This window comes from Streptomyces yokosukanensis (assembly GCF_001514035.1).
In the GTDB taxonomy this organism is placed as follows: domain Bacteria; phylum Actinomycetota; class Actinomycetes; order Streptomycetales; family Streptomycetaceae; genus Streptomyces; species Streptomyces yokosukanensis.
Genome location: NZ_KQ948209.1, coordinates 566,927 through 586,076 on the forward strand (window position 1 = coordinate 566,927; position 19,150 = coordinate 586,076).

Consider the following 19,150-nt stretch of genomic DNA (forward strand, 5'->3'; position numbering starts at 1 on the left):
GGCGAGGGCCCCGCTCCGGTGACGGAACGGGGCCCTCGCGTGCCGTACGGCCGTGAGATCACTCGGCCTTGATCGCCGCCAGCATGTTCAGCTTGGCCGCGCGCCGGGCCGGCCACAGGGCGGCCAGGACCCCGACCACGCCCGCGAGCAGCAGGAAGAGCGCCATCCGGCCCCAGGGCAGGACCAGTTCGTACGTCGGCATCTTCGTGCCCAGCAGCTCACCGGCCGCCCAGCCGAAGAACACGCCGAGGCCGATGCCGAGCACTCCGCCGAACAGGGAGATCACCAGGGACTCCAGACGGACCATCCGCTTGATCGCCTTGCGGTCCAGGCCGATCGCGCGGAGCATGCCGATCTCCTGGGCGCGCTCGAAGACCGACATGGCCAGGGTGTTGATGACACCGAGGACCGCGACGATCACCGCCATGCCGAGCAGGCCGTAGACCATGTTCAGCATCAGCGTGAACATCTTCGCGATGTCGTTGGAGATGTCCTGCTTGTCCTGGATCTTGATCGCCGGGTTGGCGCCGAGGGCCTTCGCCAGCCGGTCCTTGGTCGCGCTGGACGCGCCGTCCGCCGTCTTGACCATGACCTGCATGTCGGCCGGGTCCTTCAGGTGCGGCGTGATGACCTTGTCGTCGAGGATGATCCCGTTGATCATGTCGTTGCCCTCGTAGACACCGGCGACCGTCAGCGACTTCGCCCCGCCGTCCTCGAAGTGCGCGGTGAAGCGCGAACCGGGCGTCCAGCCGTTCTCCTTGGCCCGGTCCTTGTCCACGACGACCCGGTCGCCGCCCACCGCGAAGGAGCCGTTGTCCACCTTCAGGTCGGTCAGCTTCGCGATGGACGAGCCGTCGACGCCGGTCAGGAACTCCGTCTTGCCGTCGATCCGGGACACCGCGTTGCGCAGCGGGCTGCTGGCGGTGACGCCGTCGGTGGCGGCGATCTTCCGGGCCACGTCCGGGGAGAGCGGGGAGCGGTTGGCCATCGAGACGACGTAGTCCGCGCGGATCGCGGAGGAGGCCATCTTGTCGATGGACGTCTGCAGGCTGCCCGCCATCACCGTCATGCCCGTGATCAGAGTCAGGCCGATCATCAGCGCGGAGGCGGTGGCCGCCGTACGGCGCGGGTTGCGCACCGCGTTCTGGCGGGCCAGCTTGCCGGAGATACCGAAGACGCGCAGGACCGGGGCGGCGGCCGCGATCAGCGGCCGGGACAGCAGCGGGGTCAGGATGAACACGCCGATGATGAGCAGGACCGCGCCGAGGCCCATCGGCCCCTGGGCGGCGTCCGCGTCCATCGACGTGGCCGCGAGGATCACGGCGACACCGGCCGCGGCGAACAGCGCGCCGAGCGTGTTGCGCAGGACCAGCGACTTGGCGGTGGCCTTGGCGTGCACACTGCTCATCGCCGCCACCGGCGGGATCTTCGCGGCCCGGCGGCCGGGCAGCCAGGCGGCCAGCATGGTGATGAGGATGCCGACCGCGAGGGCGGCCACCACGGTGCCGGGGCTGATCACCAGCGGCCCGTCGGGCACGCTCGCGCCGAAGGAGCCCAGCACGGCGCGCAGGCCCGCGCCGATGCCGATGCCGGCGACCAGGCCGGTGACACCGGCGATCGTGCCGACGGCGAACGCCTCGATGAGCACCGAGCGGGTGACCTGGCGGCGCGAGGCGCCGACCGCGCGCAGCAGGGCCAGTTCCCGGGTGCGCTGGGCGACCAGCATGGTGAAGGTGTTGGCGATGATGAACGTGCCGACGAACAGCGCGATACCGGCGAACACCAGCAAAGTCTGCTTCAGTCCGCTCATCGACGCGGCGATCGCCTTCGCCTGGTCGTCGGCGAGCTGCTTGCCGGTGGTGGTCTCCACCAGGTGGGAGGGCAGCGCCTTGTCCAGCGCGGACTTCAGCGCGCCCTGGCTGGTGCCGGCCGCGGCCTTGACGTCGATCCCGTCGTACACGTTCGTCTTGCCGAACAGTTTCTGCGCGGTGGCCGTGTCGAACAGGGCGAGGCTGCCGCCCGCGGCGACGTTGCCGTCGTCGGTGGTGAAGATGCCCGCGACGGTCGGGGTGAGGACCGGGCCGTCGACGGAGAGCCGCACGGTGTCGCCGACCTTGTAGCCGGCCCGCTTCGCGGTCTCGGAGTCGAGCAGCACCTCGCCCGTGCCGTGCGGGGCATGACCGCTGATCAGCGGGTACCGGGCGTCCTTGGTGCCCCAGTAGTTGCCGCCGGCGGACTGCCAGTCGCCGCCGACCAGCTTGCCGTGCTTGTCGGCGACGGCGGTGAAGCCGCTGACGACACCGGTCGCGGAGGCGGCGCCGGGGGCCTTCGCGGCCTTGTCCAGCATGGCCTGGGTCAGATCGGGCGTCTTGCCGACCTTGTCGCCCTCGGAGTCCTGGAACTTCGGCCGTACGGCGACGTCGACCTGGTCGAAGCCCTTGGCGGAGCTGTGCTGGTAGGCGTCGGAGATGGTGTTGGTGAAGACCAGCGTCCCGGACACGAACGCCACGCCGAGCATGACGGCGAGCACGGTCATCAGGAGCCGGGCCTTGTGCGCGAGGACGTTGCGCAGAGCGGTGCGGAACATCAGCTGGTCCGGCCCTTCGCGTCGAACTGCTTCATCAGGTCGAGGACGGAGTCGGCCGTCGGGCCGTGGATCTCGTCGACGATCCGGCCGTCCGCGAGGAAGACCACGCGGTCGGCGTAGGCCGCGGCGACCGGGTCGTGGGTCACCATGACGACGGTCTGGCCCAGTTCGCGCACCGAGTTGCGCAGGAAGCCGAGCACCTCGGCGCCGGAGCGCGAGTCGAGGTTTCCGGTCGGCTCGTCGCCGAAGATGATGTCGGGCTTGGAGGCCAGGGCGCGGGCGACGGCCACGCGCTGCTGCTGGCCGCCGGAGAGCTGCGCGGGCCGGTGGCTGAGCCGCCCGGACAGGCCGACCATCTGGATGACCTGGTCCAGCCACGCCTTGTCGGCCTTGCGGCCCGCGATGTCCATCGGGAGGGTGATGTTCTCCAGGGCGGTCAGCGTCGGCAGCAGGTTGAAGGCCTGGAAGATGAAGCCGATCTTGTCCCGGCGCAACTTGGTGAGCTGCTTGTCCTTCAGGGAGCCCAGCTCGGTGTCGCCGATGCGCACGGACCCGGAGGAGAAGGTGTCGAGGCCCGCCACGCAGTGCATCAGCGTGGACTTGCCCGAGCCGGACGGGCCCATGATCGCGGTGAACTCGGCCTGCCGGAAGTCGACGGAGACCCGGTCCAGGGCGACCACCCGGGTCTCACCCTGCCCGTAGATCTTCGACAGCTCCGTGGCGCGGGCGGCCACGGCGGTGGCTCGGGCGGCGGTGGGTGTGGTGGTCACGGGACGGTGCTCCTGTCGGGACGACGAGTTTCCATGGGGACCACTCCATCGTCCCGGCGCCCGGACGCCGTGTAGTCAGTCGCTGTTCCGGTTCCGGGGGGCGACTCCGGTCGGACGGCAGGCTGCCGTGTCATACCTGGGGAGGACACCGATCCCGGAGAACGCGGCGGTCGAATCGGTCTCGAACGGCGTGCAGAACGGGTGGAACACCCTCGTTCGGACGGTGAAATTCCGTCATTCCACGTACGGGCGTATCTACGCCACGTCACGCTGTTGGCAAGTGCGGATGGCCCGTTCCGCGGGCTGATGCACCCTCAGACGTCAATAAAATAAGACAACATCGGTCCACCCTTCCGCTGTTCGGGGGATGCGTCCCGATAGGCTCGAACCTCGAAGCGGAGCCCATGGCCTGCCCGGATGGTGGAATGCAGACACGGCGAGCTTAAACCTCGCTGCCCCTTCGCGGGCGTGCCGGTTCAAGTCCGGCTCCGGGCACCAACCGCGCCTTCGCCGTGGCGGCGGACCTCGCAGCTCCTGACTCTTCGTGCTCACCCATTGACATCGGATGCACCCCGCCGCAGACTCGGCTCACCATTCAGTGAAGGAAACTTCACCAGGCGAACCCCATGCAAGGTGGAGCGCGAGGTCTGAGGCGGCGACACCGCGGGAAGGGACGAACCGATGCGCACCACCGTCGGGATCATCGGAGCGGGACCGGCCGGACTGCTGCTCGCGCGGCTGCTGCACCGCGCCGGCATCGACTCGGTCGTCCTGGAGGGCCGCGACCGCGCCTACGTCGAGCACCGCCAGCGCGCCGGGATCCTGGAGCAGGGCACGGTGGACGCGCTGCGCGCCGTCGGCGCCGGGGCGCGGATGGACCGCGAGGGGCTGCGGCACGACGGCATCGAGCTGCGCTTCGACCGCCGCCGCCACCGCGTCGACTTCCCCGGCCTGACCGGCGGTCGGTCGGTGATGGTGTACGCCCAGACCGAGGTCTGCAAGGACCTGATCGCCCTTCAGCTGAAGGAGGGCGGGCCGCTGCTGTTCGGGGCGGAGGCGCTGGCGGTCGAGGGCGCCTGCGGCGACCGGCCGCGCGTCCCCTTCCGGCACCAGGGCCGCGAGGACGCCCTCGTGTGCGACTACGTGGTCGGCTGCGACGGCTTCCGGGGCGTGGCCCGGGGGGCCTTCCCGGCCGCCCTGTCGCGCGTGTTCGAGCGGACGTACCCCTACGCCTGGCTCGGCGTCCTCGCCGATGTCGCGCCCTCGCACGACGAACTCGTCTACGCCCGCCACGAGCGCGGCTTCGCCCTGCTGTCCATGCGCTCCACCTCGGTCTCCCGCCTCTACCTCCAGGTGCCCGCGGGCACGGACGCCGAGGAGTGGAGCGACGACGCGATCTGGTCGGAGCTCCAGCGGCGCTTCGAGACCGACGGCTGGCGGCTGGAGCGCGGGCCCCTCACCCACAAGTCGGTCACGCCCATGCGGTCCTTCGTCCACGAGCCGATGCGCCACGGCCGTCTGTTCCTCGCCGGTGACGCCGCTCACATCGTTCCGCCGACCGGCGCCAAGGGGCTGAACCTCGCCGTCGGTGACGTCGTCACCCTCGCCCGCGCCCTGGTCCACGAGAAGGAGACCGGCTCCGCCGACCTCCTCGACGCCTACTCCGCGACCTGTCTGCGCCGGGTCTGGCAGGCCGAGCGGTTCTCCTACGACATGACGACGATGCTCCATCCGGCCCCGGACGGCACTCCTTTCGACGCCCGCCTCCAGCGGGCCCGGCTGGAACGGATCGCCTCCTCCCGCGCGGCCGAGGCCGACCTGGCCGAGGCCTACACCGGGTTCCCGCTGGAGTGACCTCCGCGTCACGGTCGGGCGCACGTCTCGGTCGGGTAGCGGATTCGTCATGGAACGCGATCACCCATGGCCGGGAATCACTGGTACGCGTAGCGTGTTGGCCAGCACGGCAGGGGAAAGATCCTCCTCAGGTATCATGGTCGGTCCTTTGCCAATCCATTACTCTTGAGCCAAGGCTGTGCACGGCAGCCATGGAGGAGTGAAATGAGGAGCAGTAACCCGGTCTTCTCGCGACGGGGGTTCAGCCGCGACAACGGCTACGCCGGCTTCAACACCGCACCGCAGGCCGGGTACGCACAGGGCAACCCGTATGCGCAGAACCCTTACGCGCAGAACCCGTACGCCCAGGGCGGCGTCCAGCACGGCGCCCCGCCGCAGGCTCCGGTCACCACCGACCGGATGACCATGGACGACGTGGTCGTCCGCTCGGCCATCACGCTCGGCACCGTCGCCGTCGGCGCGGTCCTCGCCTGGGCCCTGCTGCCCGTCTCGACGACCAGCTACGGCCTGGCCGTCGGCTCCGCGATCGTCGCGTTCGTCCTGGCGATGATCCAGAGCTTCAAGCGCACCCCGTCGCCCGCGCTGATCCTCGGGTACGCCGCCTTCGAGGGTGTCTTCCTCGGTGTCATCAGCGAGATGTACAACAGCCGCTGGAGCGGCGCCCCCTTCCAGGCGGTGCTCGGCACCATGGCGGTCACGGGCGCGACCCTGCTGGTCTACAAGGCCGGCTGGATCCGCGTCACCGCCCGCTACGCCCGCATGGGCATCGCCATCGCCATGGCGTTCATGGTGGTCATGGCGGTCAATCTGCTGCTGGTCGCGTTCGGCGTCGCCGAGAACGGCGGTCTGCGCAGCTTCGGTCCGCTCGGCGCGCTCGTCGGCATCGTCGCGATCCTGCTCGGCGCGTTCTTCCTGACCCTCGACTTCAAGCAGATCGAGGACGGCATCGCCTACGGCGCCCCGCGCAACGAGTCCTGGCTGGCCGCGTTCGGCCTCACCATGACCCTCGTGTGGATCTACGTGGAGATGCTGCGACTGGTGGCGATCTTCAGGGATTAGCGATCGGCGGACACGCCGGTCGAGTGAATGGGGCCCCGGGCTGTCGCAGCCCGGGGCCCTGCGACGTCTAGAGCAGCTTGCGGGCCGCCCTCCTGAGGTCGTATTCGTGGACGATCGCCTTCGCGTGGCCGTACGCGAGGTCGTACTCGCCCCGGAGCCAGCTGACCTTCTCCTCGAAGCGAAGCAGTGTCGGTCCTTCTTCGACGGTGCGCAGCCAGTCGGAGACTTCACGACCGGTGCAGTGCGGGATGCGGGCGAGCAGATTGCGGTGGGTCTCCTCGGAGAAGAGTTGGGACATCGGCGCCTCCGAACGCAAAGGGGATGTAAGCCGGTCCTTCACGTCACCGTGCCTGAGCGTTCGCGTATTGGCAACAGTGCGGCACGTTACGCTCGGCGCGTGGTTGATACGACGCCCTTGACCAAAGCAGTTGATCACTTCGCCGACCGGTTGCGGGCGGCTCCGCAGAGCCGCCTCCAGCGGGGCGCTGCCGCCGAGGCCCTCGGGCTGGCCAGGGAGTTGGCCCGGCGCGCACAGGCCGTCGAGGAGCCCGGGAGCGAGCCTCGGGAGATGCCGGACGCGGGGATGTTCGCGGTGGCCGATCAGATTCTTGTGGCCGCACACGACTTGGCGGTGGTGTTGCGGAGCGAGGACGAGGTCGTCGAGGCGGTGCGGGTGGTCGAGGAGGCGCGGGAGAGGGCGGGGGTCTGAGGGCCCTACAGGGACGCGATGACGCGGTCGGCCAGGATGTAGACCGTGTCCTCGCCGCAGGCGAAGGTGAGGGTGTAGGCGCCGGAGACACCGGAGCCGCCGAGGAGATGGGGGGCCTCGCCCGCCTCCACGGCCGTCGCGAGGCGCTCGGCGGTCTCGCGGTGGCCCGGGGTCATGCACAAGGTGGTGCCGTCGGCGAAGACGTAGACGTCGAGGGTGCCGAGCGGACCCGGGCGGACGTCGCAGAGCACGATGTGCTCGGCGGCCAGCTGCTCCAGCGTGGTGACCGTGCGCTCGTGGTCGTTGAGCGCCGGGGACTGCACCGGGACGAAGTCGGGGTGCGAGGGGTGACGGCGGCGGGCCGCGGCCAGTTCGGGGGAGTCCCCGGCGAACTCGTCGGTGTCGGCGGTCTGCTCGGACACCGGCTCCAGACCGGCGAAGTCGCTCTGCCGGGGCAGGAACAGCTCCGTCTCGGGCAGGCCCAGCTCGGCCTCGGGCAGGCCCAGCAGGGACGGGGCGTCGGAGGCGTCACGGGCTTCCTGGGCGGCCCAGAAGGCACGCGCCTCGGCCAGCTCCCGCTCCCGCTCCTCGGCGAGCGCCTCGGCGACGGCCGTGCGTATCTGGTCGGCGTCGGCGTGGCTGCGGGCGCTGGGCAGCAGGGCGCGCGTGGTGGCCGCCTGGTTCTCGGCGAGCTGCCGCTGCAGCTCCGTGAGCTGGCGGCGCAGCTTCACGACGGTGCGCAGGACGGCGACGCCCACGGCGCCGGTGGCGACCGTGGTGAGCAGCAGGGCGATCGGCATGGCGCTCACTGACGTACTCCCGGTTCAAAGTCGACCCCCGACTTCCTACATCAGCTTGAAGGGTGGACTAACCAGCTGTCAGTGCGTAACGTCACGAAACGGACAGGACTTTGGCCTTGTGTTTTCGTAGCGACCTGCACTGACCTGCACTGACCTGCACCGATGTGTCCGGCGAGCGAGATAGGTCACATCCTGGGGGAGATTGGATCACGGAAAGGCCCGGAACCTGGGGGATTCCTCGGTTCCGGGCCGGATCCTGACGGGGCGTGCCCGACTCGCTACGGACGGTGGGTCAGCTGAGGCGCTCGATGACCATCGCCATGCCCTGGCCGCCGCCGACGCACATCGTCTCCAGGCCGAACTGCTTGTCGTGCCACTGCAGGGAGTTGATGAGCGTGCCGGTGATGCGGGCACCGGTCATGCCGAAGGGGTGGCCGACGGCGATGGCGCCGCCGTTGACGTTCAGCCGGTCGAGGTCGATGCCGAGGTCCCGGTAGGAGGGGATCACCTGGGCGGCGAAGGCCTCGTTGATCTCGACCAGGTCGATGTCGTCGATGGTGAGGCCGGCCCGCCGCAGCGCCTGCTTGCTCGCCTCGACCGGGCCGAGGCCCATGATCTCGGGGGAGAGGCCCGAGACGCCGGTCGACACGATGCGGGCCAGCGGGGTCAGGCCCAGCTCGCGGGCCTTGGTGTCGCTCATGATGACGACGGCGGCGGCGCCGTCGTTGAGCGGGCAGCAGTTGCCGGCGGTGACGAGGCCGTCCGGGCGGAAGACCGGCTTGAGGCCCGCCACGCCCTCCATGGTGACGCCCGCGCGCGGACCGTCGTCCTTGCTGACGACCGTGCCGTCCGGCAGGGTCACCGGGGTGATCTCGCGCTCCCAGAAGCCGTTCTTGATGGCCTGCTCGGCCAGGTTCTGCGAGCGGACGCCGAACTCGTCCATGTCCTGGCGGGTGATGCCCTTGGCGCGGGCCAGGTTCTCGGCGGTCTGGCCCATCGCGATGTAGGGGTCGGGCAGCAGCCCGTCCTCGCGCGGGTCGTGCCAGGTGGAGTCGGTCGACCCGGCCACGGCTGCGGTACGGGCCTCGGCCTCGGCGAAGAGCGGGTTGTGCGTGTCCGGCATGCCGTCGGAGCTGCCCTTGACGAAGCGGGAGACCGTCTCGACACCGGCCGATATGAAGACGTCGCCCTCGCCGGCCTTGATGGCGTGCAGCGCCATGCGGGAGGTCTGCAGGGACGAGGAGCAGTAACGGGTGATCGTGCAGCCCGGCAGGTGGTCCATGCCCATCTGTACGGCGACGATCCGGCCGAGGTTGTGGCCCTGCTCGCCGCCGGGGAGGCCGCAGCCGAGCATCAGGTCGTCGATGTCCCTGGGGTCCAGCTCGGGGACCTTGGCGAGCGCGGCCTGGATGATCGTGGCGGTCAGGTCGTCGGGGCGCAGATCCTTGAGGGAACCCTTGCCTGCACGGCCGATGGGGGAGCGGGCGGTCGAGACGATGACGGCTTCGGGCATCACGGCTCCGTTCGAAAGGGGCGGCGCGTAGCGCCTCGTTGAGGGGCGGCGGTCGGGCGGCGGGTGGGAGGCTTGTTCTGCGGGCAGGGCCGGTTGGGAAGTTACCGCTCCGTATGGCCCAGGTCACGGGTGTGGTGGTGTGACACTGACCGCAGTTTACTAAGCGCTTGCTTTTGCCGCTGCCGGATCGGAGGGTCAGAGCGACGGCGTCGCCGGCTCGGCCTCCGGCACGCGGCGACGGCGCCTGCGCTTCAGCAGCGCCCACGGTCCCCGCGGCCCGGTCGGCATCGCCGCCGTGACCTCCGTGCCCGCCTCGGAAGCGGCCTCCGCGGCGGCCCGCGCCACCGGCAGGAAGCCCTCGCGCCGCGACACGTCCGGCCGTTCCTCCTCCGCCGGCCACAGGCCCAGCGCCGCGCACACCGTCGGCAGCACGGCCATCGCCGCCGTCGCGTAGCCCTCCACCGAGGGGTGGTAGTTGTCGGGGCCGAACAACTCCCTCGGATTCGCCTCGAACTCGGGGCCCAGCAGGTCGCCCAGCGACACCGTGCGTCCGCCCTGCTCCACGGCCCCGATCGTCTGGGCCGCCGCCAGTTGCCGGGAGGTCCGCCGGGCCAGCCAGCGCAACGGCTGCTGCACCGGCTCGATCGTGCCGAGGTCGGGGCAGGTGCCGACGACCACCTCCGCACCGGCCGTGCGCAGTCGTCGTACCGCCGCCGACAGATGCCGCACCGAACGGGTCGGCGGCATCCGGTGGGTCACGTCGTTCGCGCCGATCATGATCACGCAGACGTCCGGGACCGGAAACGACGCGGAGAGCACCAGCGCCACCTGGCGGTCCAGGTCGTCGGACTGGGCCCCGGGCTGGGCGACGTTGCGCAGGTCCACGGGGCGTTCGGCCACCGCCGCCAGTCCTGAGGCCAGCAGCGCGCCCGGCGTCTGGCCCGACCGGTGCACGCCCTGCCCCGCCGCCGTGGAGTCGCCGAGCATGGCCAGGCGCAGGGGTGGCTCACCGGGGATGTCGTAGCTGCGGCCGTAGACCCCGTCGGCCGTCGGGACACGGCCACCGGTGCCGTTGCCGACATGGCGCCGGGCCAGCCGCACCTCCGCCAGCAGCAGCCCGACCGCGGCCGCGCCGACCAGCCCGACCCCGCCGCCGCCGTACGCCGCCCCGGCCGCGATGCGCCGGGCCACCCTCGCCCTCGACATGCTCGTCATGCGTCGCCGCCACCTCCTCGTTGCCGTACATCCACTCCTTGCCCCGTACGGCCCGTACGTCAATCTCAACGGGGAGTGAACGGCCGCGTGCGCCACACAGCTGGCCTTAGGCTGGCGACACCACTACGACCACATCTTTTGCAGCGACCGGAGACAACGGTGCAATTCCACGACTCGATGATCAGCCTCGTCGGCAACACCCCGCTGGTGCGGCTCAACAACGTGACCAAGGGCATCCGGGCGACCGTCCTTGCCAAGGTGGAGTACTTCAACCCCGGCGGTTCCGTGAAGGACCGGATCGCCCTTCGCATGATCGAGGCCGCCGAGCAGAGCGGGGAGCTGCGGCCGGGCGGCACGATCGTCGAGCCGACCAGCGGCAACACCGGTGTGGGGCTGGCGATCGTGGCCCAGCAGAAGGGCTACAAGTGCATCTTCGTCTGCCCTGACAAGGTCTCCACCGACAAGATCAACGTGCTGCGCGCGTACGGCGCGGAAGTGGTCGTCTGCCCGACCGCCGTGGACCCCGAGCACCCGGACTCGTACTACAACGTCTCCGACCGGCTCGTCCGCGAGACCCCGGGCGCATGGAAGCCCGACCAGTACTCCAACCCCAACAACCCGCTGTCGCACTATCACTCGACCGGCCCCGAGCTGTGGGAGCAGACCGAGGGGAAGATCACCCACTTCGTGGCGGGCGTCGGCACCGGCGGCACCATCTCCGGCACCGGGCGCTACCTCAAGGACGCCAGCGACGGCCAGGTCAAGGTCATCGGCGCCGACCCCGAGGGCTCGGTGTACTCCGGCGGGTCCGGGCGGCCGTACCTGATCGAGGGCGTCGGCGAGGACTTCTGGCCGACCGCCTACGACCGCACCGTCGCCGACGAGATCGTCGCCGTGTCCGACAAGGACGCCTTCCAGATGACCCGCCGCCTGGCCAAGGAGGAGGGCCTGCTGGTGGGCGGCTCCTGCGGGATGGCCGTCGTGGCCGCGCTGCGGGTCGCCGAGCGGCTCGGCCCGGACGACGTCGTGGTCGTGCTGCTCCCGGACAGCGGCCGCGGCTACCTCAGCAAGATCTTCAACGACGAATGGATGGCCGACTACGGCTTCCTGGAGGACGAGGGCCCGAGCGCCCGCGTCGGCGACGTCCTGAACTTCAAGGCGGGCGGCTCCATCCCGTCCCTCGTGCACATGCACCCCGAGGAGACCGTCGGACAGGCCATCGAGGTGCTGCGCGAGTACGGCGTCTCGCAGATGCCGGTCGTCAAGCCGGGTGCCGGCCACCCGGACGTGATGGCCGCCGAGGTCGTCGGGTCCGTGGTGGAACGGGAGCTGCTGGACGCCCTGTTCAACAAGCGCGCGTCCCTCGACGACCCGCTGGAGAAGCACATGTGCGCCCCGCTGCCCCAGGTCGGCTCCGGTGAGCCGGTCGGCGACCTGATGTCCGTGCTCGGCTCGGACGACGCGGCGATCGTCCTGGTCGAGGGCAAGCCCACCGGCGTCGTCAGCCGGCAGGACCTGCTGGCCTTCCTGGCGAAGAGCGGGAAGTAGTGGCGAACCCGCGGTGAACTGCGGGTTTACCCAGGCGCCTTGAGGTGGGGCGGGGTTCGCGGAAGTGGTACGAGCGTGTCACGTGCGCGCAGCACCCGCTTAACACAGGTCCGGCAGATTGGTGGGCGTCGGCAAGGGCGACGGGGGTACCTCCCAGGCGTTGAGCTCGGGGAGACTCCCCGCCCAGGCCGACGCGGAACGGCGTCAAGGACCTCCGGAGCGGCTCCCGGACCTCCATGGACGCCACGGACGCGCAAGCCCGGCCCTGACCCGGCCCGCGTCCTTCGCGGGGACCGCCGTCGTCCCGCCCCCCGGCAACGGGGGTGCGGCGGTCCCCGCGCACATCTTCTCGGCCGTCTCCGAGCCCGGCTGCGGGGTGTACGCCACGAGCGTCCGGTCCGGGCTCCCCGGGATCGTGAGGGTCTCGTACGGGAGGGTCGGCAGGCGCGCCACCGGGTGCCGGATCCTCTTCACGCCGTACGCGCACTCGCGGACGTCATCGCCTACGCCCTCGGGCGGCCCGGCACGTCAACCTCCGCCGGATCGTGGTCCTGCCGACCCGGCAGGCGTGAGCGGGCGGTCCGCTCACTCCTGCCGGTCGGACGGGGCGCGGCGGGCGCCGAACACCTCCGGGTTGAGCCGTACCGCCTGGGCGACGTTGACGCCGACGATGCCGACCCAGGTGGCCACCGTCCCGGCCGTGCCCGCGATGCCGCCACCGACGGCGGTCAGCGGAATCGCCAGGACCAGCGAGATGATGGCGAACCCGAAGCGCTCCACCCACGTGTCGGCGTCCTTCGGGCGCCGGGTGCCGCGCGTGGTCTGCATGCGCTGCTCGGCCAGGTGGCGCCGCACCCGGCGGTCCACCGCGTCGTCGATCCGCTGCTCCACCTTCTCCAGGAAGGAGTCGACCAGGGCCGCGTCGTATTCGTCGCCGAGTTCCGTGCGGGCGCGCACGGTGGCGTCGAGTTCTCTGCGCAGGTCCGGGTCCTTCTTCAGGCTCGCGTCCCGCGACTCCAGTGTGCTCATGCGCTCCACCCTAGGGAGCGCTCACACCCGGCGCACTGGGGACAGCCCCCCTCTTCACGGCCGCCGCCTGCTTCACCAGCCCGTGCTGCCGGGCGTAGGCGTCGGCCACGTCCACGTAGCCCTTCATCAAGGCGCCCTCGACCGGCGGCCCGTCGGAGCCGAGCGACTTGAACTCCTTGAACTCCACCCCGTACACGTCCTTCAGGCCGACCGAGCTGGCCTGGCGCTTCTTCACCTCGGGCGCGGCGCCGACGACCAGCTTGCCGTTCTGCTTCCTCAGGTCCGCGAGGGACGTCAGCCCGTACCTCTTCGCGGTCTCGCGGGTGACGACGAAGGCGGGCGGAGGGGAGCGAGTCGGTGTCGCTCGTCGGCCGGGCGGGCGAGGAGTTCGGCGGGCGGGGCGCACTGGACGAGGTGGTCGCCGGTGCGGAAGACCGCGATCCGGCCGCCGAGCCGGACGGCCTCGTCGATGTCGTGCGTGACGAAGGCGATGGTCTTGCTCAACTCCTGCTGCGGTCGCAGCAGTTCGCCCTGGAGCTGGGTGCGGACCACCGGGTCGACCGCGCCTGGGGGCACCTCCCGCGCCCGTTCAGGGCTGCGGGGGAGGCTCGTCCATGAGCAGGACGGGCGAACTGGATCATGAGATGTCCCTTGCCCGGCTGTATAACGTCATGCAGAGTTCTTGGTGTCTGAATAGGTTGTCAATGGGACGTCCGGGTTGAGGGGAGTTTGGGCGTGATGTCGTCTCGCAGCGTGGATGCGCGGCAATCCGCGGCGCAGCCCGTATCGCAGTCCGTGTCGCCGTCAGGGGCGTCTGCGGTGCCGTCCGGCTCCGCGCCGTCCGCGCGGTCCGCGACCGTCTCCCTGGACGGGTCCGCACTCGCCGTCGAGGACGTCGTACGGCTCGCCGACGGCATCGCCCGCCCCGTCCCCGAGGCCCATGCCGTGCGGCGGATGGAGCGCTCCTGGGACGCCGCCCGGCAGATCGCGGCCACCGGGCGCGTCTACGGCCGCTCCACCGGCGTCGGCGCCAACCGGAACGAGGACGTGCCCACCGAGGCCGCCGCCGGACACGGGCTGCGCCTGCTGCGCAGCCACGCTGGCGCCATCGGCGAACAGCTCCCGGCCCGGCAGGTGCGCGCGATGCTCGCCGTCCGCACCAACCAGCTGCTGGCCGGCGGTGCCGGCCTCAGGCCCGGTGTGGTCACCGCCCTGTGCGAGGCGCTGGAGACGGGCGCCCATCCGGTCGTCAACGAGTTCGGCTCCGTCGGCACCGGCGACATAGCGGCCCTCGCCCAGGTCGGGCTCGCGCTCGCCGGCGAACACCCCTGGCGCGGTGCCGCCGCCCCCGAGCCGCAGCCCCTCGACAACAACGACGCCCTCGCCCTGATCAGCAGCAACGCCCTCACCCTCGGCCAGTCCGCGCTCGCCCTGCACGAACTGCGCGGACTCGTCGGCGCCACCCAGGTCGTCGCGGCACTGTCCCTGCTCGCCGTCGACGGCTCCCACGAGGCGTACGCCACCCCCGTGCACGCCGCCCGCCCGCACCGGGGCAGCACCGAGGTGGCGCGGCGGATGCGGGAGCTGATCGGCGCCGCCGACCGGCCCACCCCGCCGCTCGGCCGGATCCAGGACCCCTACGGCCTGCGCTGCCTGCCCCAGATACACGGCCCCGCACACGACGCCGCCGACGCCCTGGAGCAGGTGCTGGCCGTGGAGATCAATGCGGCCGCCGAGAACCCGCTCATCGTCCCCGACGACCTCGCCGCCTACCACCACGGCGGCTTCTACCAGGCCCAACTGGCCCTCGCCCTCGACCACTTCAGGCTCGCGGTGACCCAGGTGGCCCGGCTGTCCACCTCCCGCCTGTCCACGCTCAACGAGCCCGCCTACACCCGGCTGCGCCCCTTCCTCGCCGACCAGGAACCGGCCTCCTCGGGCGTGATGATCCTGGAGTACGCGGCCGGCGCCGCCCTCGGCGATCTGCGGGCCTTTTCCGCACCCGCCTCGCTCGGCCACGCTGTACTCTCCCGGGGCGTCGAGGAACAGGCGAGCTTCGCCTCGCTCGCCGCGCGGCAGACCCTGCGCGCGTGCGGTGCGTATCGTCTGGTGGTCGGCTGCGAACTCGTCGCCGCCGTCCGTGCGCTGCGCCAGCGCGACCTGAGGCCCGATCCAGGGCTGCCGGCCGGCCGGGCGTTCGTACTCGCCGAGTCGGTCCTCGACGCCGACCCGGCCGACCGGCCGCTCACGGACGACGTGGCGCGGGCGGCCGCACTGCTCGACCGGTTCACGGACATCTGGAGGGGGAGCACGTCATGAGCGTGGACAGCAGTACGGGGGCAGCACCCGGCGTCTCGGACAGTCCCGCGAACCGGCTGCAGGCACTGTTCGAGGGCCACCGGCTCACCCCGACCCAGCGCCGGATCGCGCACAGCATGGTGCGGCGGGCCGCCGACGTGCCCTTCCTGTCCAGCGTGGAGCTGGCCGAACTGGCCGGGGTCAGCCAGCCGTCGGTGACCCGGTTCGCCGTCGCGCTCGGCTTCGACGGCTACCCGGCGCTGCGCAGGCATCTGCGCGAGGTCGTCCCCGTCGAACCGGCCGCCGAGGCGGGCGCATTCAACGAGTACCAGCAGGCCGTCGAGGCCGAGATCGAGAACCTGAGGCACCTCGCCGACCTGCTCGCCGACCCGCGCCCGGTGCAGAGGGCCGGCCGGATCCTCGCCGCCTCCCGTCCGCTGCCGGTGCTCGGCCTGCGCGCCGCCGCCTCCCAGGCGTACGGCTTCGCCTACTTCGCCGCCAAGGTCCACCCGGACGTCCGGCTGCTCAACGAGGGCGGCACGATGATCCAGGACCGGATCGACGCGGCCGTCCGCGCGGGCGCCCGCGCGCTGCTGTGCTTCGCGCTGCCCCGACATCCGCGCGAGGTCGTCGACACCCTCGCCTACGCCAGGGACGTGGGCCTGACCACCGTCACCGTCGCCGACTCCGCGTTCGCGCCGGTCGCCAAGTACTCCGATCTGCTGCTGCCCGCCGCCGTCGGCACCGGGCTGGCCTTCGACACCGCGTGCGCGCCCATGCTGCTCGGGCGGGTGCTGCTGGAGGCGGTCTGCGACGACCTGCCCGAGGCGCAGGCCCGGCTGGAGGAGTTCGACGCGAAGGCGGCGGCCCGCGGGCTCTTCGTGGAGTGACGCCGGGCGCTCTCAGACTCGTCTCACGTCGGCTCGCTACCGTGCCCGGCCACAGCACTGTGCCGGGACGACGAGGAGGCGGAGCGTGGCGCGCGGAGGACAGGGACTGGCCCGGGTGGCCGTCGTCGTACGGGCCGGGGCCGCACCGCTTTGGTGGTTCGGGGTGTGCGCCGCGGGGATCGGGGTGCTGCCGCCCGGGGTCACGGGCCGCCGGATCGGGGTGCTCGCCGGGGCCGCGCTGTTCCTCGTCGGCGCGGCGGTCGTGGCGCTCGCGCGCCGGGGGCGCTACGCCGCCCTCGCCCGCGGCACGGCTCGCGCGGGCAAGTACGACGTGCTGCAGGACCGGGCGGTGACCGTGCGCAACTGGCGCCGGGGCCACCGCTGGTGGCTGCTGTCGGCCTTCGCCGTCGCGCTCGGCTCCTCCTTCGCGCTGCCCGCGGCCGGCGGCATGCTGCTGGCCGGACTCGGCACCGGGCTGCGGCTGAAGGCCGCCTGGCTCGGACGGCGCGAGCACGCCGAGGAGACGCTGCTGTGGGTCCGTGTCGACTGGCTGGACCGGCGCGGCGGGCGCCCGGCGGGCAAGAACGTGAAGGGCCTGCGCGGTACGGGCGTCGCGGCCGGCGACGCGGCCCCGGGCGGGACCCGCCGCCGTACCGCTGAACTCGTCTAGGGTCTGTCCGATGGGTCCGGCCGGGCGCCGGAGCGGTGCCTTCTCAGTGCGCCTGAGCGTGCGTGCCAGACCCCGCGTGCCCGGCAGGACCCTTCGGACAGGCCCTAGATTCCCCGGCGGTCAGATCTCCAGCTCCTCCTCGATCTTCTTCAGCTGGTGCCGGGCCATCGCCAGGTTGGCGCGGGACGAGTCGAGGACCAGATAGAGGAACAGGCCGTTGCCGCCGCGGCTCTTGAGCAGGCGGATCAGGTGGTACTGGTCGGAGAGGGTGATCAGGACGTCCTCGATCTGCCCCTTGAGGCCCAGCAGCTCCATCGTGCGCATCTTGGCGCGGATCACGTCCGTGTTGCCGGCGGCGGCCACGGTCAGGTCGAAGGTCTTGCTGCCGCCCATCGTGCCCAGCGCCATTCCGCTGGTGTAGTCGACGAGTGCGACGCCGGTCGCGCCCTCGATGGAGGTCAGCGCCTCTTTCAGGGCCGTCTCGGTGTTCGTCATGGTGATCCTCTCAACTCTCGGTTGTGGTGGGCGCGGTGCCGGCGCGCTGTGTGCGCGTGCTCCGGGTGCGCGCGGGTGCGGTGGTCCGGCGTACGGGCTGCGCCGTGGCCTCGGCGGCGTCGAGCAGCTCCCCGATGCGGGCGCCGGCCCGGCGGCCCTCCAGGTGCAGCCGGCCGACGTTGACCCGGTCCTGGGTGAGCAGGGTCAGTACGGCGGTGCGGCCGGCCGCGTAGGTGGCGACATAGCCGCGCTCGCCGCGCACCAGCAGCTCCCGGAAGCCGCCGTGCCCGGTGGCGTCGGTGATCCGCACGGCGACGCCGAGCACGGCGGCGGTGAGGGCCGACAGGCCCTCCGGGTCGACTCCGGGCGTGTCGTGGGCGACGACGAGACCGTCGACGCCGGCCGCCAGGGCACCGGTGAGCTGCGGCACCCGGCTGCGCAGCCGGTGCAGCTCCTCCAGGACGGCTCGGAGGTCCTCCTCGGACACCATCAGCTCTCTCCTCTCGGCGGGGCGGAGCCGTTCAAAGCGCCTCCAGTGCATCCCTGAGCCTCTTCAGCAGCGCGATGTCGGGGTCGGTGACCGGGGGTGGGGGCGGCGGGGGAGGTGGCTCGGCGACGAGGGGCGCCAGCGGGGCGACATGGCCGGCCGCCGCGAGCCGGCGCACGTCGACCAGCGTGTGGAAGGCCTGCCGACCCAGGTTCCGGGCGATCCCGGTGGCCGTGCGGACGCCGTCCACGCGGTCCAGGACCGCCCGCTGCCGGGGCGTGACGGGCGCGGCCCGCGCCGGGTCCGCGCGGATCAGCGGCGCGCTGTCCGCGGCCGGGTCGGACCACAGCCGGTGCAGCAGCAGCCGGCGGCGCAGGGTCTCCCGTTCGAGCGCGACGACCGGTACCGAGGGCAGCGGGCCGATGCGGGGCGTGTGGTCGTAGCGGAAGTGGCCCGGGGTGCTGCTCGGGGCCAGTGCGAAGTACCCGGCGTCGTACACCGCGTCCAGCTGGCACAGCTCCAGCGCTCCCGTGGGCAACAGCCCTGTCTCCAGCAGGAGTTCGGCGGCGTGCAGCGGGCCGGCGGCCTGGGCGGCGGCCCGCTGCCAGGCGGCGGTCGCGAGGGTGCCGTGGGCCGTGAGGAGTACGTCGAGACCGGGGGCGAGCGGGCTTTCGGCGTGCACCACCCGGCCCTCGGCGAGATACAGGGTGCCGTGCTCGCGCACCAGGACGCCGGTGGCCCGCTCCTCGGCGAGCCGGGTCAGCATCGGCGACAGCGCCCGGCCGGCCGTCCTGTCCCGCACCGGAAGGGGCGGCGGAGGTATCTGCACCACGGTCATCCCAGCACCAGCCGGGACGCCATCTCGCCGAGCCGGATCCGGGCGAGCGCGAGATTGCCCTCCTCGCGGCCGAGCCACAGATGCAGGAAGACGCTGCTGTCGAAGGACGTGTCCACGAACCGCAGCAGGTGGTAGCTGTCGTGGTTGCTGACGATCACGTCCTCGACGGGTGGCCGCCCGTCACCCGGGGCCGCGAAGGCGCCGTGCTCGGCGGCCATCCGGGCCAGTTCGGCGGCCTCGGCGGCGGTCGTCTCGTGATCGCCGCCGGGCGCCTCCCCGACCGTGCCGAGCGCGAGTCCGCTCGTCCAGTCCACCAGTGCCGCTCCCCGGGCACCGGGTAACCGCATCGCTTCCAGCAGGCACTCGTCGATTCCGGGCACCGTGGCTC

The 19,150-nt window shown here is 71.7% G+C and carries 18 protein-coding genes, 1 tRNA gene and 3 pseudogenes; 8 read left to right on the forward strand and 14 right to left on the reverse strand.

Features of this window, described 5'->3' with window-relative positions:
* Positions 1 to 58: 58 nt before the first annotated feature.
* Both AQI95_RS12405 and AQI95_RS12410 read right to left on the reverse strand, forming a co-directional pair.
* Complete coding sequence (locus AQI95_RS12405) at positions 59 to 2,587, reverse strand: ABC transporter permease (protein ID WP_067121360.1); 2,529 nt, start codon at positions 2,585 to 2,587, stop codon at positions 59 to 61.
* Positions 2,587 to 3,357, reverse strand: a complete 771-nt coding sequence (locus AQI95_RS12410) for an ABC transporter ATP-binding protein (RefSeq protein WP_067121362.1) — start codon at positions 3,355 to 3,357, stop codon at positions 2,587 to 2,589. Before AQI95_RS12410 ends, AQI95_RS12405 begins: the two co-directional genes overlap by 1 nt.
* Before the next feature lie 411 nt (positions 3,358 to 3,768).
* On the opposite strand from AQI95_RS12410, the gene AQI95_RS12415 reads away from it, so the two are divergent.
* The 3 genes from AQI95_RS12415 to AQI95_RS12425 all read left to right on the forward strand — a co-directional run bounded on the left by AQI95_RS12415 (position 3,769) and on the right by AQI95_RS12425 (position 6,270).
* Positions 3,769 to 3,855, forward strand: a tRNA-Leu gene (locus AQI95_RS12415).
* 183 nt (positions 3,856 to 4,038) lie between these two features.
* Positions 4,039 to 5,211 (forward strand): 4-hydroxybenzoate 3-monooxygenase, encoded by a 1,173-nt coding sequence (locus AQI95_RS12420; RefSeq protein WP_067121364.1) that lies wholly within the window; start codon positions 4,039 to 4,041, stop codon positions 5,209 to 5,211.
* Between the two features lie 204 nt (positions 5,212 to 5,415).
* Positions 5,416 to 6,270: a Bax inhibitor-1/YccA family protein gene (locus AQI95_RS12425; protein WP_067121366.1), complete on the forward strand. Its 855-nt coding sequence runs from the start codon at positions 5,416 to 5,418 to the stop codon at positions 6,268 to 6,270.
* 67 nt (positions 6,271 to 6,337) lie between these two features.
* Here the strand turns inward: AQI95_RS12425 and AQI95_RS12430 are convergent, their stop codons facing one another.
* Positions 6,338 to 6,568, reverse strand: a complete 231-nt coding sequence (locus AQI95_RS12430) for a DUF4287 domain-containing protein (RefSeq protein WP_067121368.1) — start codon at positions 6,566 to 6,568, stop codon at positions 6,338 to 6,340.
* 99 nt (positions 6,569 to 6,667) lie between these two features.
* Between AQI95_RS12430 and AQI95_RS12435 the strand changes: the two genes are divergently transcribed.
* Positions 6,668 to 6,979 carry a hypothetical protein gene (locus AQI95_RS12435; RefSeq protein ID WP_067121370.1) on the forward strand — a complete coding sequence of 104 codons (312 nt, stop codon included), beginning with the start codon at positions 6,668 to 6,670 and terminating at the stop codon, positions 6,977 to 6,979.
* A gap of 5 nt (positions 6,980 to 6,984) precedes the next feature.
* On the opposite strand, the gene AQI95_RS12440 is transcribed toward AQI95_RS12435, so the two are convergent.
* The 3 genes from AQI95_RS12440 to AQI95_RS12450 all read right to left on the reverse strand — a co-directional run bounded on the left by AQI95_RS12440 (position 6,985) and on the right by AQI95_RS12450 (position 10,507).
* Positions 6,985 to 7,788 carry a hypothetical protein gene (locus AQI95_RS12440; RefSeq protein ID WP_067121372.1) on the reverse strand — a complete coding sequence of 268 codons (804 nt, stop codon included), beginning with the start codon at positions 7,786 to 7,788 and terminating at the stop codon, positions 6,985 to 6,987.
* A 283-nt stretch (positions 7,789 to 8,071) separates the two neighbouring features.
* Entirely contained in the window at positions 8,072 to 9,292 is a 1,221-nt protein-coding gene (locus tag AQI95_RS12445) for an acetyl-CoA C-acetyltransferase (protein WP_067121374.1), read from the reverse strand.
* 195 nt (positions 9,293 to 9,487) lie between these two features.
* On the reverse strand, positions 9,488 to 10,507 hold the full coding sequence (locus AQI95_RS12450; protein WP_208614148.1) for an SGNH/GDSL hydrolase family protein: 1,020 nt from the start codon (positions 10,505 to 10,507) through the stop codon (positions 9,488 to 9,490).
* Between the two features lie 159 nt (positions 10,508 to 10,666).
* On the opposite strand from AQI95_RS12450, the gene AQI95_RS12455 reads away from it, so the two are divergent.
* Positions 10,667 to 12,055: a cystathionine beta-synthase gene (locus tag AQI95_RS12455; RefSeq protein WP_067121378.1), complete on the forward strand. Its 1,389-nt coding sequence runs from the start codon at positions 10,667 to 10,669 to the stop codon at positions 12,053 to 12,055.
* A gap of 342 nt (positions 12,056 to 12,397) precedes the next feature.
* On the opposite strand, the pseudogene AQI95_RS48935 reads toward AQI95_RS12455, so the two are convergent.
* The 4 genes and pseudogenes from AQI95_RS48935 to AQI95_RS12475 form a co-directional block, all read right to left on the reverse strand.
* Positions 12,398 to 12,550, reverse strand: a pseudogene (locus AQI95_RS48935) (MmyB family transcriptional regulator); the annotation flags it as partial.
* A 90-nt stretch (positions 12,551 to 12,640) separates the two neighbouring features.
* Positions 12,641 to 13,084 (reverse strand): hypothetical protein, encoded by a 444-nt coding sequence (locus tag AQI95_RS12465; protein ID WP_067121382.1) that lies wholly within the window; start codon positions 13,082 to 13,084, stop codon positions 12,641 to 12,643.
* Positions 13,085 to 13,178: 94 nt separating this feature from the next.
* Positions 13,179 to 13,421: pseudogene (locus tag AQI95_RS12470) on the reverse strand (glycine betaine ABC transporter substrate-binding protein); the annotation flags it as partial.
* A gap of 26 nt (positions 13,422 to 13,447) precedes the next feature.
* A pseudogene (locus tag AQI95_RS12475) lies at positions 13,448 to 13,657 on the reverse strand (ABC transporter ATP-binding protein); the annotation flags it as partial.
* Between the two features lie 165 nt (positions 13,658 to 13,822).
* Here AQI95_RS12475 and AQI95_RS12480 point away from each other — a divergent pair.
* The 3 genes from AQI95_RS12480 to AQI95_RS12490 all read left to right on the forward strand — a co-directional run bounded on the left by AQI95_RS12480 (position 13,823) and on the right by AQI95_RS12490 (position 16,942).
* On the forward strand, positions 13,823 to 15,403 hold the full coding sequence (locus AQI95_RS12480) for an aromatic amino acid ammonia-lyase (RefSeq protein ID WP_079071220.1): 1,581 nt from the start codon (positions 13,823 to 13,825) through the stop codon (positions 15,401 to 15,403).
* Positions 15,400 to 16,272 carry a MurR/RpiR family transcriptional regulator gene (locus AQI95_RS12485; protein ID WP_067121391.1) on the forward strand — a complete coding sequence of 291 codons (873 nt, stop codon included), beginning with the start codon at positions 15,400 to 15,402 and terminating at the stop codon, positions 16,270 to 16,272. The genes AQI95_RS12480 and AQI95_RS12485 overlap by 4 nt, the downstream gene beginning before the upstream one ends.
* Before the next feature lie 85 nt (positions 16,273 to 16,357).
* On the forward strand, positions 16,358 to 16,942 hold the full coding sequence (locus AQI95_RS12490) for a hypothetical protein (protein ID WP_244188715.1): 585 nt from the start codon (positions 16,358 to 16,360) through the stop codon (positions 16,940 to 16,942).
* 120 nt (positions 16,943 to 17,062) lie between these two features.
* Here the strand turns inward: AQI95_RS12490 and AQI95_RS12495 are convergent, their stop codons facing one another.
* From AQI95_RS12495 to AQI95_RS12510, 4 genes are read right to left on the reverse strand one after another with little or no spacing between them, the layout of a single operon-like run.
* Positions 17,063 to 17,437, reverse strand: a complete 375-nt coding sequence (locus tag AQI95_RS12495) for a roadblock/LC7 domain-containing protein (RefSeq protein WP_067121393.1) — start codon at positions 17,435 to 17,437, stop codon at positions 17,063 to 17,065.
* Positions 17,438 to 17,447: 10 nt separating this feature from the next.
* Entirely contained in the window at positions 17,448 to 17,927 is a 480-nt protein-coding gene (locus AQI95_RS12500; RefSeq protein ID WP_067121395.1) for a roadblock/LC7 domain-containing protein, read from the reverse strand.
* 31 nt (positions 17,928 to 17,958) lie between these two features.
* The gene (locus AQI95_RS12505) at positions 17,959 to 18,762 is read right to left on the reverse strand and encodes a hypothetical protein (RefSeq protein WP_067121397.1); all 804 of its coding nucleotides are present in this window, start codon (positions 18,760 to 18,762) and stop codon (positions 17,959 to 17,961) included.
* A complete protein-coding gene (locus AQI95_RS12510) occupies positions 18,759 to 19,142 on the reverse strand; it encodes a hypothetical protein (RefSeq protein ID WP_067121399.1) in 384 nt (127 codons plus the stop codon). Before AQI95_RS12510 ends, AQI95_RS12505 begins: the two co-directional genes overlap by 4 nt.
* Between the last annotated feature and the right edge of the window lie 8 nt (positions 19,143 to 19,150).

Bases quoted from the DNA above. Each gene is read 5' to 3' on its own strand.
- AQI95_RS12495 (WP_067121393.1), bottom strand. From the start codon at position 17,437: ATGACGAACACCGAGACGGCCCTGAAAGAGGCGCTGACCTCCATCGAG.
- AQI95_RS12420 (WP_067121364.1), top strand. From the start codon at position 4,039: ATGCGCACCACCGTCGGGATCATCGGAGCGGGACCGGCCGGACTGCTG.
- AQI95_RS12500 (WP_067121395.1), bottom strand. From the start codon at position 17,927: ATGGTGTCCGAGGAGGACCTCCGAGCCGTCCTGGAGGAGCTGCACCGG.
- AQI95_RS12405 (WP_067121360.1), bottom strand. From the start codon at position 2,587: ATGTTCCGCACCGCTCTGCGCAACGTCCTCGCGCACAAGGCCCGGCTC.
- AQI95_RS12485 (WP_067121391.1), top strand. From the start codon at position 15,400: ATGAGCGTGGACAGCAGTACGGGGGCAGCACCCGGCGTCTCGGACAGT.
- AQI95_RS12445 (WP_067121374.1), bottom strand. From the start codon at position 9,292: ATGCCCGAAGCCGTCATCGTCTCGACCGCCCGCTCCCCCATCGGCCGT.
- AQI95_RS12425 (WP_067121366.1), top strand. From the start codon at position 5,416: ATGAGGAGCAGTAACCCGGTCTTCTCGCGACGGGGGTTCAGCCGCGAC.
- AQI95_RS12505 (WP_067121397.1), bottom strand. From the start codon at position 18,762: ATGACCGTGGTGCAGATACCTCCGCCGCCCCTTCCGGTGCGGGACAGG.
- AQI95_RS12450 (WP_208614148.1), bottom strand. From the start codon at position 10,507: ATGACGAGCATGTCGAGGGCGAGGGTGGCCCGGCGCATCGCGGCCGGG.
- AQI95_RS12465 (WP_067121382.1), bottom strand. From the start codon at position 13,084: ATGAGCACACTGGAGTCGCGGGACGCGAGCCTGAAGAAGGACCCGGAC.
- AQI95_RS12430 (WP_067121368.1), bottom strand. From the start codon at position 6,568: ATGTCCCAACTCTTCTCCGAGGAGACCCACCGCAATCTGCTCGCCCGC.
- AQI95_RS12480 (WP_079071220.1), top strand. From the start codon at position 13,823: ATGTCGTCTCGCAGCGTGGATGCGCGGCAATCCGCGGCGCAGCCCGTA.